Here is a 15,622-nt window from a genome sequence, read left to right as displayed (position 1 = left end):
ACGGCGATGTGGTCAACGGCGAGGAAGGCCGCTGGCAGTAGGACCGTTCGCCCTGGCAGCTGAGCCCGGATGGCGATCGCTGGTACGGGCGCGGTACCGCCGACAACAAGGGCCAGCACAGCATCAACCTGGGCGCGCTGGCGGCCGCCATCGAGGCGGCAGGGGGCAAGCTGGGCTGCAACCTGAAAATGATTTTCGAAATGGGCGAGGAAGTGGGTTCGCCCGGTCTCTACGAGGCCTGCCGCGATCACGCCGATTATCTGGAGGCGGACCTGTTCCTGGCCTCGGATGGCCCGCGCCTGGCGGCTTCCAGCCCGACGCTCTTCCTCGGCTCGCGTGGCGCGCTGCAGTTCAAGCTGGTGCTCGACACCGGCAACGGTGCACACCATGCCGGCAACTGGGGCGGCGTGCTGCGCAATCCGGCCACCGTTTTGGCCAATGCGGCGGCCTCGCTGGTGGATGGACGTGGCGTGATCCGCGTACCGGGTATGCGTCCGCGCAACGTGAGCGAGCGGGTGCGTGCCCTGGTGCGCGACTTTGCGGTGGGCAGCGACGACGGTGATCCGGTACTCGATGCGCAGTGGGGCGAGCCCGGCCTGAGCGCTGGCGAGCGCCTGTTCGCCTGGAATACGCTGGAGCTGATCGCCTTCGAGGCCGGCAATGCGCAGCGTCCGGTGGGAGCGATTCCGGCGCGGGCGCAGGCGGTGTTCCAGCTGCGCTTCGTGGTCGGCACGGTGTGGGAAGACGTGCAGCAGAGCCTGCGCCGCCATCTCGATGAACACGGCTATGCCGATGTGCAGATCGAGATCCAGGCCGCCGCGCCCGCCACACGCCTCGATCCCGACGATGCCTGGGTACGCCTGGCCACCGGCTCGCTGCAGGAGACCAGCGGCAAGCCCGTGACCATCCTGCCCAACCTGGGCGGCACCATCCCCAATCACTGCTTCTCGGAAGCGCTGGGTTTGCCGACGCTGTGGATGCCGCACTCCTATCCCTCCTGCTCGCAGCATGCGCCGGACGAACACCTGCTGGCACCGGTGGCGCGCGAAGGCCTGCAACTGATGGCGGGCCTGTTGTGGGATATCGGCCAGCAGGGGCAGCAGGTGCGCCAGCAGCGGGCGCAATCGGCAGTTGCCTGAGTTGAGCCCTTTTTCATTTTCAAGAACGCAAGCCAGCGCAGTCCATCTTCCAACGGGAACACGACCATGAATGCAGCGTCACCCTCGGCAACACCGGAAATTTCTTCAGCAGCAGAAGCGGCCCCCGCGCCGATGTCGGCCGCGCGCACGCGGCGATTGATCGTCGCTTCCTCCATCGGCAATGCGCTGGAGTGGTTCGACTTTGTGGCCTATGGTTTCTTTGCGGTGACCATCTCCAAGCTGTTCTTCCCGACCGGCGACGAGACGGTCTCGCTACTGGTAACGTTTGCTACCTTCGGGCTGTCGTATCTGTTCCGTCCGCTGGGGGCGATCCTGCTGGGCTGGTATGGCGACAAGGTCGGCCGCAAGCCGGCGCTGCTGGTCTCGCTGTCGATGACGGTGGCCGGCACCCTGATCTGTACCGTGATCCCCACGTACGAGACTATCGGCGTGGCCGCGCCCATCGGCATCCTGGTGGCGCGCATCCTGCTGGCGCTGTCGGCTGGCGGCGAATTCGGTTCGGCCACGGCCTTGCTGACCGAGACCGGCTCCAAGCGCCGCGCTTTCATGGCCAGCTGGCAATTCTCCAGCCAGGGCGCAGCGGCCCTGATGGCGGCGCTGGCCGGCTTCCTGCTGAACCAGTGGCTCACGCCCGAGCAGATCTCCGCCTGGGGCTGGCGCCTGCCGTTCGCCTTCGGCTTGCTGATCGCGCCGGTGGGTCTGTACATCCGCCGTCACATCGACGAAGTACCGATGGCCAAGAAGGCGCAAGTGGCCGGCGAGGACGATGCCAGCTGGGGCCTGCAGGTCACGCGGGTGCTGGTGGCCATGGGCATTCTCTCGGTCTCTACCGCCGCCACTTACCTGATGCTGCTGTACATGCCGACCTATGCCATCAAGCAGCTGCACCTGCCGCAGTCGACCGCGTTTGCGGCGGCCGCCGTGACCGGTGCGATCCTGATGATCGGCGCGCCTTTCATGGGCATGCTGGCCGACCGCGTGGGCCGTGCCCGCATCATGGTGGTCTCCACCGTGCTGACGCTGGCCACCATCTATGGCTCCTTCGTCTGGGTGATCGCCATGCCGACCGTGTGGGTGATGATGGCCATCATGATCTGGGCCGGCATCCTCAAGGCGGTGTATTTCGGTTCGCTGGGGGTGGTGCTGTCGTCGATCTTCCCGCCGGCCACACGGGTGCGCGGCATGGGGATCAGCTATAGCCTGGGAGCAACCCTCTTCGGCGGCTTCACGCCCTTCATGGTGACCTGGCTGGTCGGCAAGACCGGCAATCCGGTGTCGCCCAGCTATTACCTGATGGTTTGCGCCGCGATCAGCCTGTTGTGCGTGAGCATCTACCACTTCCGCCTGAAAAAATACCTGTGAAAAAACGCACAGGGGGCACGCGGGACGGGAATTTTTTCCCGTGCCGCGCTACCATGGCGGTCTTGCCGGACAAGCTGGACTGTGCCGGCATCGGCGTTTTCCCACATTGACGAGGTCCTCATGTTTTCGCATCTCCCGCCGTATGCCGGCGATCCCATCCTGAGCCTGATGGAACAATTCCAGCGCGACGAGCGCAGCAACAAGGTCAACCTGAGCATCGGCATCTACACCGATGGCCGTGGCGTGGTGCCGGTGCTGCCCTCCGTGCGCACTGCCTCTGCAGCGGTGGCCGAGACCGGCGCGCCCTACGTCTACCTGCCCATGGAAGGCCATGCCGCCTACCGCCAGGCCGTGGCCAAGCTGCTGTTCGGTGCCGACCTGCCGTCGGCCGAGCACCTGGCCATCGTCCAGACCCTGGGTGGTTCGGGCGCATTGAAGGTCGGTGCCGACCTGATCGCGCGCTTCTTCCCGCAGCCCACCATCTGGCTGCCGGACCCGACCTGGGACAACCACGTCGGCATCTTCGAAGGCGCGGGCTTCAAGACCGAGCGTTATCCCTACTACGATGCCCAGACCAAGGGCCTCAATTTCAACGGCATGCTGGACAAGCTGCAAAGCCTGCCCAAGGGCGCCGTGGTGCTGCTGCACCCGTGCTGCCACAACCCGACCGGCGTCGACCCGACCCGTGCGCAGTGGGAGCAGATCATCGCCGTGGTCGAGCAGCGCGGCCTGCTGCCCTTCTTCGACCTGGCCTACCAGGGCTTTGCCGAGAGCCTGGACGACGATATCTGGCCGGTGCGCGAAGCGGTGCGCCGCCAGATTCCCTTCTTCCTGTCGAACTCCTTCTCCAAGATCTTCTCGCTCTACAGCGAGCGCATCGGTGCCTTGTCGGTGTTCTGCCCGCAGGCAGGCCAGGCCGCCAACGTGCTGGGCCAGCTGAAGCTGACCGTGCGCCGCAACTACTCCAGCCCCGCCCGCAACGGCGCGCTGCTGGTGGCGCATGTGCTGAACGACGACAAGCTGGCCACGCAATGGCGTGCCGAAGTCGAGGAGATGCGCGTGCGCGTGCGTGACATGCGCGTCAAGCTGGCATCGCAATTGAAGAGCGCGGTGCCGGACCAGGACTTCTCCTTCCTGCTGCGCCAGAACGGCATGTTCGGCTACACCGGCCTGACCTCGGCCCAGGTCGATCGCCTGCGTGAAGAGTTCGGCGTCTATGCCGTGGGCACTGGCCGCATCTGCGTGGCGGGCCTGAACGACAGCAACGTTGCACGCGTGGCCGAGACCATGGCCGAGGTGCTGCGTGGCTGAAGTGGCAAGCAAGGCCGCCGTGTCGGCGGCCGACCTGCGCCACAAGAGCTATGAAGACGTGCTGGCCCTGGTGGCCGGTACGCTCTTCGTCTCGCTGGCGGTGAACATGTACAGCCAGGTGGGCCTGTTGACCGGCAGCACCGCCGGCCTGGCCTTCCTGACGCATTACCTGACGGGGCTGCCGTTTGGCGTGGTGTTTTTCACCATCAACATCCCGTTCTACTACTTCGCGTTTCGCCGCATGGGCTTGCGCTTCACCGGCAAGACCTTCTGTGCGGTGGCGCTGGTGTCGGGCTTCTCGCTGATGCATCCGCATTTCATCGGCTATGCCAAGCTGGACCTGTTCTACAGCGCGGTGCTGGGTGGACTGTTGATGGGGGTGGGGTTCGTGATGCTGTTCCGCCATGGTGCCAGCCTGGGGGGCATCAACGTGGTGACGCTGTTTCTGCAGGACCGTTACGGCCTGCGCGCCGGCAAGCTGCAGATGGGCGTGGATGTGGTGATCGTGCTGTGTTCGCTGTTCGTGGTGACGCCGCGCGTGCTGCTGGCCTCCATCCTCGGGGCGGTGACGGCCAATCTGGTGATTGCCTTGAATCACCGGGCGGGCAGGTATATGGGAATGTAAGAAGGGCAGGCGGGATCGCCTGGCTGGAATGAATGCCGTTCAGTGCAGACTGGACGGCATTTTTTTTGATTCTTGACTTAGTTCAGGCGTGCAACAAATCGCTGCTGGCCGCTTTCACAGGATAAGGCTTGATCAGCAGGTCCGCTGGAAGATGCAGGCCGGCGCTGAGCTTGCGGATCATGTCGAGGGTCAGCGGGCGCACCCGGTTGAGGATGTCGGAGACGCGGCCACGAGGTCCGAGATAAGGCTCCAGATCCTTGCGCGAAAGGCCGCGTGCTTCCATCACGTGCAGAAGGAAGTCGATGGGATCAGGGTCATCGATGGCGAAGTGCGCGCGCTCGTAATGGGCGATGAGCAGGGTGAGCACATCGAGCTGGTCGGCTTGTTCCGAGCGGGCAGGCGCGTCCCACAGCCGTTCTGCTTCAGCCAGCGCGGCGCGGTAATCCTTGCGGGTGCGTATCAGTTTGAGTTGCATGTGACCTTCCTTCAAATCGTTTCCACATCGATGTCGTCGTATTGGCGATGCGTACCGACGAAGCGGATGTAGATCACTTCCTTGTCATAACGTACCGCGACGACCAGGCGGTAGTCATTGCCCTTGATGTTGAACACCACACGGTTGTTTCTTGTAAAACTGGCATTGCGATAAGCGGCTTTGATGTCGGCCGGTGTCTTCCAGTTCACCCGGCTGGCCAGCGCGTACCAGGCGCGCAGAGGGGTCTCCGCAGCAGGGTGGGCGGTCCAGAAAGTCCGTAGTGTGGAGAGGGCAATGATGCGCATCGGCACACCGTAACATGCTACCACCTTGGTAGCGGGATGGTGAGGGCAAACTCTGGCCAGATCTCGAAAAAATAAAGCCCCGCATGAAGCGGGGCCAGTCGGGCAAAGCAATCTGTGGAATGGAAATCAAGCCTTGATCCTGAAAGTCTCCACCCCCACCGAATCACAATCCGGATACACATCCGGCTTCTCGGTCGAGACCCGCACCGCGCGCACCTTGGGGTGGGCCAGCATGGCGGTCATGACGTCGTCGCACAGGGTTTCCTGCAGGTGGATGTGGCCGCGGGCCATGCGCTCGGCGATGGTGGAGCGGATGAAGTCGTAGTCCACCACTTCGTCCAGGTGGTCGGCCGTCGGCGTGGTCTCGGCCAGCGGGACGTAGAGGTCGACGTTGATCAGGATGCGCTGCTCACCCTTCTTTTCGAACTCGTGCACGCCGATGTTGATGAACACCTCGTAGTTGCGCAGGAACAGGCGGCGGCAATCTTGCAGGGAAGGATGGGAGAGAAAGAGCATGATCAGAAAAAATTAAGGTTATTTCGCCACGAACATGACGTCGCGCGAAAGGGGAAGCAAATGCTGGCCGCCATCGACCAGCAGGGTAGTGCCCGTGACAGCCCGCGCCGAAGCGACGTAGCAGACCGCAGCGGCAATGTCCTCGGGCGTGCTGCCACGGCCCAGGGGGGTGACCGTGTGCGCCTTGTCGAACTGGTCCTCGGTCTGGTCGCCCGAGACCATGGTCAGCCCGGGTGCCACGCCGACCACCCGCACCTTGGGCGCCAGTGCCTGTGCCAGCAGCGTGGTAGCGCTGTGCAGGGCGGCCTTGGAAAGGGTGTAGGACAGGAAGTCAGGATTGGGATTGTACAGTTTCTGGTCCAGCAGGTTGATGACGACAGCCTGCTGGCCCTCCGGCGTGGCCTCGAACAAGGCCTGCGCCAGCAGCACGGGCGCGCCGACGTTGGCGCTCATGTGGCGCAGCAGGCGGTCATTGCCGAAGCTGGCGGCGTCATCGTAATCGAACAGCGAGGCGTTGTTGACCACGCAGGTGATGCGTCCCAGCGGCGCGGCCTGGGGCAGCAGGGAACGGACCTGGGCTTCGTCGCCCAGTTCGCCCTGCACCGCCAGGGCACGGCGGCCCAGGGCTTCGATCTCGCGCACCAGCGTGTCGGCTTCCTCGCGCGAACGGTTGTAGTGGACCGCCACGTCCCAGCCCGCGCGGGCCAGAGCCAGCGCGATGTGACGGCCGATGCGGCGTGCGGCGCCCGTAACCAGTGCTATACCTGCAGAAGAGGGTGATGTCATGTTCCCGGTTTCCATTCGTCGATACAATACGGCCCATGCAACTGCAACTACCCGAACCCAGCGCTGACGCACTGTCCGCCTCGCATTCCCTCCAGCACCTGATCGCCGGCGAGATCGCCGCATCCGGCGGCTGGATCTCCTTCGAACGTTACATGGAACTGGCCCTGTATGCGCCGCAGGTCGGCTATTACAGCGGGGGTTCTTCCAAACTGGGCAAGGAGGGCGATTTTACAACCGCCCCGGAAATCTCGCCGCTGTACGGCGCGACCCTGGCCCACCTGGCCGCCGAAGTGATCGCGGCCAGCCCGCAGGTGGCCAATGTGCTGCTGGAATTCGGTGCCGGCACCGGCAAGCTGGCGCGCGACATCCTCACCGAATTGCAGGCGCGCGAAGCGCTGCCCGAGAAATATTTCATCGTGGAAATCTCTGCCCAGCTGCGCGCCCGCCAGCAGGAAACCCTGGCCGCTTTCGCGCCGCTGGTGGAGTGGCTTGATGCCCTGCCGGAAACTTTCTCGGGTGTGGTGGTCGGCAATGAAGTGCTCGATGCCATGCCGGTGCGCCTGGCGATCAAGGCCGAAGAGGGCTGGCAGGAACGCGGCGTCACGGTCGATGCCACGGGCCGCCTGCAGTTTGCGGACCGCACCGTGAGCGATCTGCCGGTGGCGCAGATTCCCGAGGCCGAACCCTTGCCGGCCGGTTACCTGACCGAACTGTCGCCGGTGGCCATCGGCTTCATGCGCACCCTGGGCCGCATGCTGGCCAGCGGTCCCGGTGCCTTGGCGATCCTTCCGGATTACGGATTCCCCGCGGCGGAATACTACCTGCCCGACCGCGACCAGGGCACGCTGATGTGCCACTACCGCCATCACGCCCACACCGATCCTTTCTACTGGCCGGGTTTGCAGGACATCACCGCGCACGTGGATTTCACGGCGATGGCGGTGGCGGCGGTGGAAGAGGGCGCGGAGGTACTGGCCTACACCAGCCAGGGCGCCTTCCTGCTCAATGCCGGTATCGGCGAGCTGCTGCTGCGCACCTCGCCCGAGGACAGCCTGCGTTACCTGCCGTTGGCCAACGGCATGCAGAAACTGATTTCCCCGGCCGAGATGGGCGAGCTCTTCAAGGTGCTGGCCATTGGCAAGAACGTCGAATGGCCAGCCCGCATGCTGCGCCACGACCGCACCCATCGTCTGTGAGGAGCCCCGCATGATTCGCTGGATCGTCGTCATCTTCCTCTCGGTCATCGTGTTCTCGACCTTGTTGCCCTGGCTGGAAAAACTGGGCATCGGCCGCTTGCCCGGAGACTTGCGTTTCCGTTTGTTCGGCCGCATCTTTTCGCTGCCCTTCGCCTCGACCATCCTCATTTCGGTGGTGGTGTTCCTGCTGGCGAAGATCCTCTGAGTCCGATCAGGAGTAGTCAACATGCGCGTATTGCTGGTGGAAGACGATCCCATGGTGGGCGAGGCCGTGCGCAAGGGTTTGCGCCAGGATGGCTTCACCATCGACTGGGTGCAGGATGGCAAGTCGGCCGACGTGGCCTTGCGCACCGAGGACTACGCCATGCTGCTGCTGGACCTGGGTCTGCCGCAGAAGGATGGCCTGGCCGTGCTGCGCACCCTGCGTGAACGCGGCAGCGCCATTCCCGTGCTCATCACCACTGCACGCGATGCCGTGGCCGATCGCGTGGCCGGGCTCGATGCCGGTGCCGACGATTACCTCATCAAGCCCTTTGACCTGGAAGAACTGTCGGCTCGCATGCGCGCCCTCTCGCGCCGCCAGGCCGGACGCGCCGAAAGCCTGGTGCAGGTGCGCGAGGTGGTCTTGAATCCGGCCACGCATGAAGTGACCGTGGGCGGCAAGCCGGTCAATTTGTCGGCGCGCGAATTCGCGTTGCTGCACGCCTTCATGGATCGTCCGGGCGTGGTGCTCTCACGCGCCCAGCTGGAAGAAAAACTCTACGGCTGGGATGACAGCATCGAGAGCAATGCCGTCGAAGTGCACATCCACGCGCTGCGCAAGAAGGTCGGCAGCGACTTCATCAAGAACGTGCGCGGCGTGGGCTACCTGGTGCCGGCATGAAATCGATCCGCAACAAGCTGCTGCTGTGGCTGGGACTGGGGCTGTTCTCCATCATCGTGCTGGCCGGCGTGGCGCTGTACTTCCAGGCGCGCGGCGAAGCCAACCAGATCTTCGATTACCAGATGCGCCAGATCGCTGCTTCGCTGCCGCGCCAGGCCTTCTCGCCCATCTCGCCGGGGCAGCAGTTCCCCGAGCTGGAGGACGAGATCATGATGCAGATCTGGGACAGCCGGGGCTCGGTCATCTATCACTCCCATGCACGCGGGGCCATGCCGCGCCAGGCTGAACTGGGCTTTGCCAACGTGCGCGGACCCAATGGCATGTGGCGCGTCTACAGCGCCCAGATCGGCAGTACCGTGGTGCAGGTGGCGCAGCCCCAGAGCGCGCGCGATGAGATCGCCGCGCAGATGGCGGTCAAGACGGTGGTGCCCTTGCTGTTGCTGTTCCCGCTGATCGGAGTGCTGTCGTGGGTGGCGGTCAGCCGGGGGCTGGCCCCGGTGCGCAAGGCCGCCGCCGAAGTGGCGGCGCGCGACATGAACTCGTTGCAGCCGTTGTCGGATGTGGGCATGCCGCAGGAAATCCAGCCGCTCACGCATGCCTTGAATGACCTGCTGGCACGGCTCAAACACGCCACGGAAACACAGCGTGCCTTCGTCGCCGATGCGGCGCATGAATTGCGCACACCGCTGACGGCCTTGCGCCTGCAGGCGCAGCTGGCCGAGCGCGCCACCGATGAACAGGAGCGGCGCGCCGCCTTTTCCGATCTCAAGAACGGGCTGGAGCGCGCCACCCATCTGGTGCACCAGCTGCTCACGCTGGCGCGCCAGGAGCCCGATGCCATGGGCTTTGCGGAGGTTGATCTGCGTGCGCTGCTGGGTAGTATCGTGGGCGACTTGTCCTCGGTGGCCGATCATGGTGGCATCGATCTCGGGCTGTCGGACCAGGGCGATGATGGCCGTCCGGTGCGCGTGCAGGGCAATGCCGATGCCTTGCGCATCCTCTTCAACAACCTGGTGGACAACGCCTTGCGCTATACCCCGGCGGGCGGCGTGGTCGATGTCGGCTTCGAATTCCCCGCAGCGGGGATGTGTGCGGTGGTGATCCAGGACAGTGGCCCCGGCATCGCCGAGAGCGAGTTGCCGCGCGTCTTCGATCGCTTCTACCGGGCCCAGCGCGCGCAGGAACAGGGCTCCTCACGGGGTGCCTTCGGCAGCGGCCTGGGGCTGGCCATCGTGCGCCAGATCGCCGACCTGCACCGGGTGCCGGTGGAATTGCGCAATACCGGGCGCGGCTTGCAGGCGCGCGTGGTCTTCACGCTGTTGCCGGCCTGAAACGCTTGCCGGATGGCGTTTTCGGAGCATTAAGCGCAGATTAATGCTCAATTTTTCAGCCTTAAGTTTGTCTTAATTTTCACTGCTTAATCTTCACTCCAACGGTTGAGGCCCAACGGCCCCGACCCTCGATATCCCGTTCGATCAAGGAGAAGAAGATGAGCCGTCGCATCGTTTTTGTTCGTAACACTTTGGCTGTCATGATTGCCGCGGTGGTGGGCGGCAGCTACGTCTATTTTCGCGGTGCCGATCTGCCGTCGGCGCACGCGGCCGCGCTCAACGCCCCGCTGGTGGCCTCCAACGCCGCGCCCGCTGCCCCGGCCGGACCGGTGGTCGCGGCGGCGACCGATTTCTCGGGCATCGTCCAGCGTTACGGCCCGGCGGTGGTCAACATCAGTGTCACCGGCAAGGCCCGCAAGGTCGCTGATGACGACGACAACGGCCTCGATCCGAACGATCCCTTCTCAGAATTCTTCAAGCGCTTCGGCCCGCAACTGCAGATGCCGCAGCAGCCGCGCATCATGCACGGCCTCGGTTCCGGTTTCATCATCTCGCCCGATGGCCTGATCCTGACCAACGCCCACGTGGTCGATGGCGCGCAGGAAGTGGTGGTCAAGCTGACCGATCGCCGCGAGTTCAAGGCCAAGGTGCTGGGCATCGACAAGCAGAGTGACATCGCCGTCATCCGCATCGACGCGAAGAACTTGCCCACTGTGCAGATCGGCGATCCTTCCCGCGTGAAGGTCGGCCAGCCGGTGCTGGCCATCGGCTCGCCCTACGGCTTCGACAACACGGCCACCGCCGGCATCATCAGCGCCAAGTCGCGCAGCCTGCCGGATGACAACTACGTGCCCTTCATCCAGACCGACGTGGCCGTCAATCCGGGTAATTCCGGTGGCCCGCTGTTCGACCTGAATGGCCAGGTGATCGGCATCAACTCGCAGATCTACAGCCAGACCGGCGGCTTCCAGGGTCTGTCGTTCTCCATCCCCATCGATGTGGCGATGAAGGTCGAGCAGCAACTGGTCACGCACGGCAAGGTGACGCGTGGCCGCCTGGGCGTCTCGGTGCAGGACTTGAACCAGGCCTTGTCCGAATCCTTCGGTTTGAAGAAGGCTGAGGGCGCGCTGGTCAGTTCGGTGGAAAAGGGCAGCCCGGCCGACAAGGCCGGCCTGCAGGCGGGTGACGTGATCCTGAGCTTCGATGGCCACGCCATCGATCATTCGGTCGATCTGCCTACGCTGGTGGCCGATACCGCGCCGGGGTCCAGCAAGCCCATCCAGGTCATGCGCGGCGGCAAGGTGCTGACCATGAACGTGACCGTGGGCGAGATGAAGCAGGCCAAGAATGAGGCCAAGCCCGGCAAGTCCGATGACCAAGGCCGCCTGGGACTGGCGGTGCGTCCGCTGGACAAGGATGAGCAAGCCCAGATCGGTGGCCAGAAAGGCTTGCTGGTGGAAGACGCCAGCGGTCCGGCCGCAGTGGCCGGCATCCAGAGCGGCGACGTGATCCTGGCGCTCAACGGCACGCCCGTCTCCAGTGTGGCGCAACTGCGCAAGCTGGCCAGCGAGGCAGGCAAGAACGTCGCCCTGCTGGTGGAACGCGGTGACGAAAAGATCTTCGTGCCGCTGGCCTTGAATTGAACTAAATCGTTTAAATGATTTGGATGATTTAAATGATTTGCGGTACTGACGTCTTCAAGTCTTGAGGTTTTGCAGTGAGTAGTACCGGTGAGCAGCAAGTAGCAAGCAGTGAGTAGTAAGTGGTAAGCAGTGAGTAGTAAGCAGTGAGGGATTTGGCCGGATGTGCGCAAGCGTGTCCGGCCTTTTTTTATTCTTCCGCTGCCGGTTTGGCGGGCGCGGGTTTTTCACGCCACTGGTCATGCGTATGATCGCGCTGCATGGCTTCGCGATCCCCGGCGAACATGGCCTGCAATTCTTCGCGTGCCTGCACTGCCATGGACACCATTTGCGCCTGGTCCTTGTAGTGCGGGTAGAGCGCTGCCAGGGTTTTGAGATTGTGAGAGCGGAATTTCATCGCGGCTTCACGCGCGCGATAGGCGCCGAAGTCCAGTTGCTGCAGCACTTGCCGGCCCATGTGCAGGGCGCTTTCGAAGGTCTCGCGTTCCAGCACGGTGACGCCGCGGTCCATCAGGTCGTAGTAGTGCGTGACGTTGCGCGCACGGGCGGCGATCTGCAGGTGCGGGAATTCTTCTCTCACCTTTTCCACCATGTCCAGCGCGGCTTGCGCATCGTCGATGGCGATCACCAGGACCTTGGCCTTTTCGGCACCGGCGGTGCGCAGCAGGTCGATGCGGGTGGCGTCGCCATAGAACACCTTGAAGCCGAACTTGCGCAGGAAATCGATCTGGTCCGGATCGTGATCCAGCACCGTGGCACCGATGTCATTGGCCGCCAGCAGACGGCCCACGATCTGGCCGAAGCGGCCGAAGCCGGCGATGATGACCTGGTTGTCCTGTGGTCCGATCTTGTCTTCCGGGCGGCGCTTGCCGCCTTCCAGCCAGCGCACCAGCAGGCGGTCATGCACCAGCAAGAGCAGGGGCGTGACCAGCATCGACAGCGCCACCACGACGACCAGCATGGACGAGATCTCGGGCGTCAACACCTTCGCGGTGACGGCCGCACCGAAGACGATGAAGGCGAATTCCCCGCCCTGCGAGAGCAGGAAGGCGAAGAACAATTGCTGCCCGCGCGGAATGCCGAAGCAGCGGCCGAGGAACCACATCACACCGGTCTTGATGGTCAGGAAGCCCGCTACCATGCCGAGGATGCGCCAGGGCTGGGCGAGGAAGACGCCGAAGTCCACCGACATGCCCACGGCAATGAAGAACAGGCCCAGCAGCAAGCCCTTGAAGGGCTCCAGATCGCTTTCCAGCGCATGGCGGTATTCGGAATCGGCCAGCAGCACGCCGGCCAGGAAGGTGCCCAGCGCCATCGACATGCCCACCGATTGCATCAGCAGGCAGGTGGAGATGACCAGCAGCAGGGCGAAGGCGGTGAAGATCTCGCGCATGTCGGTCTTGGCGATGATGCGCAGGATGGGGCGGATCAGCACCCGTCCGCCGAAGATCAGCAGGGCGATCACCAGCGCCACCTGGCCCGCATGCAGCCAGCCCTGCCCGCTGCCCTGGCTGGCCGCCACGCCCAGCAGGGGCACGGCGGCCATCATGGGGATGGCGGCGATGTCCTGGAACAGCAGGATGGAAAAGCCCGCCGCACCGGCCGGCGTGGCCGTGAGCTTGCGCTCGCCCAGCGTGGCCAGGGCGATGGCGGTGGATGAAAGCGACATGCCCAGCGCACCGATGAGCCCGATGCGCCACGGTACGCCCGCTGCTAGCGCCGCAGCGAAGAGCGCCAGCGACACCGCCGCCACCTGCACGCTGCCCCAGCCGAAGATGGAACGGCGCAGTGCCCACAAACGCTTGGGATCGAGTTCGAGGCCGATCAGGAACAGCAGCAGCACCACGCCGAATTCGGAGAATTCGAGGATGTGCTTGACCTCGGTGATGAGGCCCAGTCCCCACGGGCCGATGACGATGCCGGCCAGCAGGTAGCCCAGCACGGCACCCAGCCCCAGGCGCTTGGCGATGGGCACGGCGGCCACTGCCGCCAGCAGGTAGACGAGGGCGATCAGCAGTTGTTCATCCATGGCGGGGTCCGGTCAGTTGAATTGTGAGGATGCAGCGATGTGCGAGGATTGATGAGAAATGAGGCGTGAGGCTCATGCCTGCAATCCTTCCAGGTAGCGCTCCACATGGTGCTGGAACTCGACCGGCGGCACGTGATGGGCACCATGCAGGATCAGCGGTTCCACCCACTGCATGCCGCACAGGCGCGCGGTCTGTTGATACGGCGGCAGGAAATCGGCAAAGGGATGGCCGTGGCGGCCCGTGCTCTGGTAGGACGCCGTCTCTCCGCCGGTCGAGGCCACCAGCCAGAAACGCTTGCCTTCCAGCGCATGGCCATCGTGGCCGAAGGCCCAGCCGCGCGCCAGCACGCGGTCCAGCCATTCCTTCTGCAGGGCCGGCATGCTGTACCAGTGGATGGGATGCTGCATCACGACCAGCTCGGCCTGGCTCAGCAGTTGCTGTTCATGTTCAACGTCGATGTGGAAATCGGGATAGTGCTCGTAGAGATCATGCACGGTCACGTCGGGCAGGCGGGCGGCGGCTTCCAGCATCAGGCGATTGGTGCGCGAGAGCTCGGCAGCGGGATGGGCGTACAGGATCAGGACCTTGGACATGTGTCGGCGCGGGCAATGTGGGTGGTGGGCAGAGGGGACGATGGCCTCCGGTGCAAATGGCCGGAACATGCATGGCCTTGGCGCTGTCTGCCCTTGCAAGGGAGAGGAGTGTGCCACGAAAGGGCGCTGGCCGGCTTGGATGAAACTGCTTGCAGGCGGCGCCGTCCGCAGGTGTCCAAAGCCGGGCAATGCGAATATACTCAGCCACTCCCCGGGCCCGTCGCGCCATTGACGGCTTGCATGCCGCCGCTGGTACTCGCCGCAGTTCATTTCATCTGATTACTTATTGCAGCCATGTCCGACATCCAAGATTCCGAAGCCAATTTGCCGCCAGACCGCTCCCCGGGCGCGGTCCCGGCCAAGCCAGTGTCTGCCGACGCGTCCGGTACGCCGGCCGCATCACAGAATCCTGCCCAGCCCGCCGCTGCACCTGCTACCACGGTGGTAGCAGCACCGGCCGCCTCGCCGGCAGTGCCGGCCGTTGAAGCCGTGACGCCGCCGGCCCAGCCGGGCGCGCAGCCCGCCACCGAGGCCGCCCACGGCCAGACGGCGGACCAGGCGCAGCAGCGCATCTATACCTCGCTGCCGCCGCCTCCGCATCACGCGGGCGATGCACCCTGGGCGCAGACCTGGCGCTTCCTGACGGCGCGCCTGCGCCAGCTGTCGGACAAGGCCGGCCGGCGCGTCATGCAGCGTACGCTGAAGATCGGCGTATCGGCCCGCATCTTCCATCCGGAGAGCGGTGCCAAGGGCTTGCGCAGCAAGACCCTGCAGTATCTGGAAGAGTCGATCGCGCAATGGGTGATGTCGCGCGACGTGCTGGTCTTCATGATCCCCACCGTCAATACCAATGGCCTGGTCCACCCCAGCAATATTCGCCTGCGCGACTATGCCAAGCATCTGGATGGTCTGGTGCTGCAGGGCGGGGCCGATGTCTCGCCGCAGAGCTACGCGCAAGCAGCCACCCGGCCCGAATGGAGCGGCGACCGCGTGCGCGACATGTACGAGCTGGAACTGCTGCATGAATTCATCGAGGCCGGCAAGCCCGTGCTGGGCATCTGCCGTGGCTGCCAGCTGATCAACGTGGCCTTCGGCGGCACGCTCTACCAGGACATTGCCACCGATGTGCCGACCGCCATCCCGCACGTCAACGAGCAGTACGACAGCAATTATCACGCGCTGCATTTCCCGCAGGGATCGTCGCTGGCCGGCATGGTCAAGACCGAGAACGCCATCGTCAACTCCATCCACCACCAGGCCGTGCACAACCTCGGGCGCGACCTGTCGGTGGAGGCGGTCTCGGGGCCGGACCAGATCGTGGAAGCCATCCGCTACCGCAAGGCACCGTTCGTGATGGGCTTGCAGTGGCACCCGGAATTCCACCGCGCAGGCGGTCCGGAACTCCTGGA

15 protein-coding genes and 1 pseudogene are annotated in these 15,622 nt (G+C 64.4%); 10 read left to right on the top strand and 6 right to left on the bottom strand.

The genetic code is table 11. The annotated features are described in order from the left end of the window. The 4 genes and pseudogenes from B3873_RS20010 to B3873_RS19995 all read left to right on the top strand — a co-directional run. Positions 1-1,139: pseudogene (locus tag B3873_RS20010) on the top strand (M20/M25/M40 family metallo-hydrolase); the annotation flags it as partial. A gap of 66 nt (positions 1,140-1,205) precedes the next feature. After that, positions 1,206-2,522 carry an MFS transporter gene (locus B3873_RS20005; RefSeq protein ID WP_121040819.1) on the top strand — a complete coding sequence of 439 codons (1,317 nt, stop codon included), beginning with the start codon at positions 1,206-1,208 and terminating at the stop codon, positions 2,520-2,522. 120 nt (positions 2,523-2,642) lie between these two features. Beyond that, positions 2,643-3,833 (top strand): aromatic amino acid transaminase, encoded by a 1,191-nt coding sequence (locus B3873_RS20000; RefSeq protein ID WP_209533868.1) that lies wholly within the window; start codon positions 2,643-2,645, stop codon positions 3,831-3,833. Further along, positions 3,826-4,458, top strand: coding sequence for a YitT family protein (locus B3873_RS19995; protein WP_008333023.1), 633 nt, complete (start codon positions 3,826-3,828; stop codon positions 4,456-4,458). Before B3873_RS20000 ends, B3873_RS19995 begins: the two co-directional genes overlap by 8 nt. An 82-nt stretch (positions 4,459-4,540) precedes the next feature. Here the strand turns inward: B3873_RS19995 and B3873_RS19990 are convergent, their stop codons facing one another. The 4 genes from B3873_RS19990 to B3873_RS19975 form a co-directional block, all read right to left on the bottom strand. After that, positions 4,541-4,933: a helix-turn-helix domain-containing protein gene (locus B3873_RS19990; protein ID WP_039783459.1), complete on the bottom strand. Its 393-nt coding sequence runs from the start codon at positions 4,931-4,933 to the stop codon at positions 4,541-4,543. An 11-nt stretch (positions 4,934-4,944) separates the two neighbouring features. Further along, positions 4,945-5,238, bottom strand: coding sequence for a type II toxin-antitoxin system HigB family toxin (locus B3873_RS19985; RefSeq protein ID WP_039783452.1), 294 nt, complete (start codon positions 5,236-5,238; stop codon positions 4,945-4,947). Between the two features lie 126 nt (positions 5,239-5,364). After that, positions 5,365-5,754: a dihydroneopterin aldolase gene (locus B3873_RS19980; protein WP_008333021.1), complete on the bottom strand. Its 390-nt coding sequence runs from the start codon at positions 5,752-5,754 to the stop codon at positions 5,365-5,367. Positions 5,755-5,772: 18 nt separating this feature from the next. Beyond that, positions 5,773-6,540, bottom strand: coding sequence for an SDR family oxidoreductase (locus B3873_RS19975; RefSeq protein WP_034332262.1), 768 nt, complete (start codon positions 6,538-6,540; stop codon positions 5,773-5,775). 35 nt (positions 6,541-6,575) lie between these two features. Between B3873_RS19975 and B3873_RS19970 the strand changes: the two genes are divergently transcribed. The 5 genes from B3873_RS19970 to B3873_RS19950 all read left to right on the top strand — a co-directional run bounded on the left by B3873_RS19970 (position 6,576) and on the right by B3873_RS19950 (position 11,593). After that, positions 6,576-7,736, top strand: a complete 1,161-nt coding sequence (locus B3873_RS19970) for a class I SAM-dependent methyltransferase (RefSeq protein ID WP_286868539.1) — start codon at positions 6,576-6,578, stop codon at positions 7,734-7,736. 10 nt (positions 7,737-7,746) lie between these two features. Continuing rightward, positions 7,747-7,941: a DUF2905 domain-containing protein gene (locus B3873_RS19965; protein ID WP_034332265.1), complete on the top strand. Its 195-nt coding sequence runs from the start codon at positions 7,747-7,749 to the stop codon at positions 7,939-7,941. 21 nt (positions 7,942-7,962) lie between these two features. Beyond that, positions 7,963-8,619, top strand: a complete 657-nt coding sequence (locus B3873_RS19960; protein ID WP_034332266.1) for a response regulator — start codon at positions 7,963-7,965, stop codon at positions 8,617-8,619. Then, a complete protein-coding gene (locus B3873_RS19955; RefSeq protein WP_286868536.1) occupies positions 8,616-9,950 on the top strand; it encodes an ATP-binding protein in 1,335 nt (444 codons plus the stop codon). Before B3873_RS19960 ends, B3873_RS19955 begins: the two co-directional genes overlap by 4 nt. A 158-nt stretch (positions 9,951-10,108) precedes the next feature. After that, a complete protein-coding gene (locus B3873_RS19950; protein ID WP_209533864.1) occupies positions 10,109-11,593 on the top strand; it encodes a DegQ family serine endoprotease in 1,485 nt (494 codons plus the stop codon). A 187-nt stretch (positions 11,594-11,780) separates the two neighbouring features. Here B3873_RS19950 and kefC read toward each other — a convergent pair whose 3' ends face one another. Both kefC and B3873_RS19940 read right to left on the bottom strand, forming a co-directional pair. After that, a complete protein-coding gene (kefC, locus tag B3873_RS19945; RefSeq protein ID WP_286868528.1) occupies positions 11,781-13,619 on the bottom strand; it encodes a glutathione-regulated potassium-efflux system protein KefC in 1,839 nt (612 codons plus the stop codon). A gap of 72 nt (positions 13,620-13,691) precedes the next feature. Continuing rightward, entirely contained in the window at positions 13,692-14,213 is a 522-nt protein-coding gene (locus tag B3873_RS19940; RefSeq protein ID WP_286868526.1) for an NAD(P)H-dependent oxidoreductase, read from the bottom strand. A 294-nt stretch (positions 14,214-14,507) separates the two neighbouring features. On the opposite strand from B3873_RS19940, the gene B3873_RS19935 reads away from it, so the two are divergent. Beyond that, positions 14,508-15,622: gamma-glutamyl-gamma-aminobutyrate hydrolase family protein (locus B3873_RS19935; protein ID WP_286868525.1), on the top strand; the 1,115-nt coding region annotated here is incomplete at its 3' end.

It is taken from the genome of Herbaspirillum sp. UBA812, from assembly GCF_002296545.1.
GTDB classification, from domain to species: Bacteria; Pseudomonadota; Gammaproteobacteria; order Burkholderiales; family Burkholderiaceae_D; genus Herbaspirillum; species Herbaspirillum huttiense.
Note: the sequence above shows the minus strand (reverse complement) of the source record. Positions and strands in the feature narration are given on the sequence as shown.

Bases quoted from the DNA above. Each gene is read 5' to 3' on its own strand.
- B3873_RS20005 (WP_121040819.1), top strand. From the start codon at position 1,206: ATGAATGCAGCGTCACCCTCGGCAACACCGGAAATTTCTTCAGCAGCA.
- B3873_RS20000 (WP_209533868.1), top strand. From the start codon at position 2,643: ATGTTTTCGCATCTCCCGCCGTATGCCGGCGATCCCATCCTGAGCCTG.
- B3873_RS19990 (WP_039783459.1), bottom strand. From the start codon at position 4,933: ATGCAACTCAAACTGATACGCACCCGCAAGGATTACCGCGCCGCGCTG.
- B3873_RS19985 (WP_039783452.1), bottom strand. From the start codon at position 5,238: ATGCGCATCATTGCCCTCTCCACACTACGGACTTTCTGGACCGCCCAC.
- B3873_RS19980 (WP_008333021.1), bottom strand. From the start codon at position 5,754: ATGCTCTTTCTCTCCCATCCTTCCCTGCAAGATTGCCGCCGCCTGTTC.
- B3873_RS19975 (WP_034332262.1), bottom strand. From the start codon at position 6,540: ATGACATCACCCTCTTCTGCAGGTATAGCACTGGTTACGGGCGCCGCA.
- B3873_RS19970 (WP_286868539.1), top strand. From the start codon at position 6,576: ATGCAACTGCAACTACCCGAACCCAGCGCTGACGCACTGTCCGCCTCG.
- B3873_RS19965 (WP_034332265.1), top strand. From the start codon at position 7,747: ATGATTCGCTGGATCGTCGTCATCTTCCTCTCGGTCATCGTGTTCTCG.
- B3873_RS19960 (WP_034332266.1), top strand. From the start codon at position 7,963: ATGCGCGTATTGCTGGTGGAAGACGATCCCATGGTGGGCGAGGCCGTG.
- B3873_RS19955 (WP_286868536.1), top strand. From the start codon at position 8,616: ATGAAATCGATCCGCAACAAGCTGCTGCTGTGGCTGGGACTGGGGCTG.
- B3873_RS19950 (WP_209533864.1), top strand. From the start codon at position 10,109: ATGAGCCGTCGCATCGTTTTTGTTCGTAACACTTTGGCTGTCATGATT.
- kefC (WP_286868528.1), bottom strand. From the start codon at position 13,619: ATGGATGAACAACTGCTGATCGCCCTCGTCTACCTGCTGGCGGCAGTG.
- B3873_RS19940 (WP_286868526.1), bottom strand. From the start codon at position 14,213: ATGTCCAAGGTCCTGATCCTGTACGCCCATCCCGCTGCCGAGCTCTCG.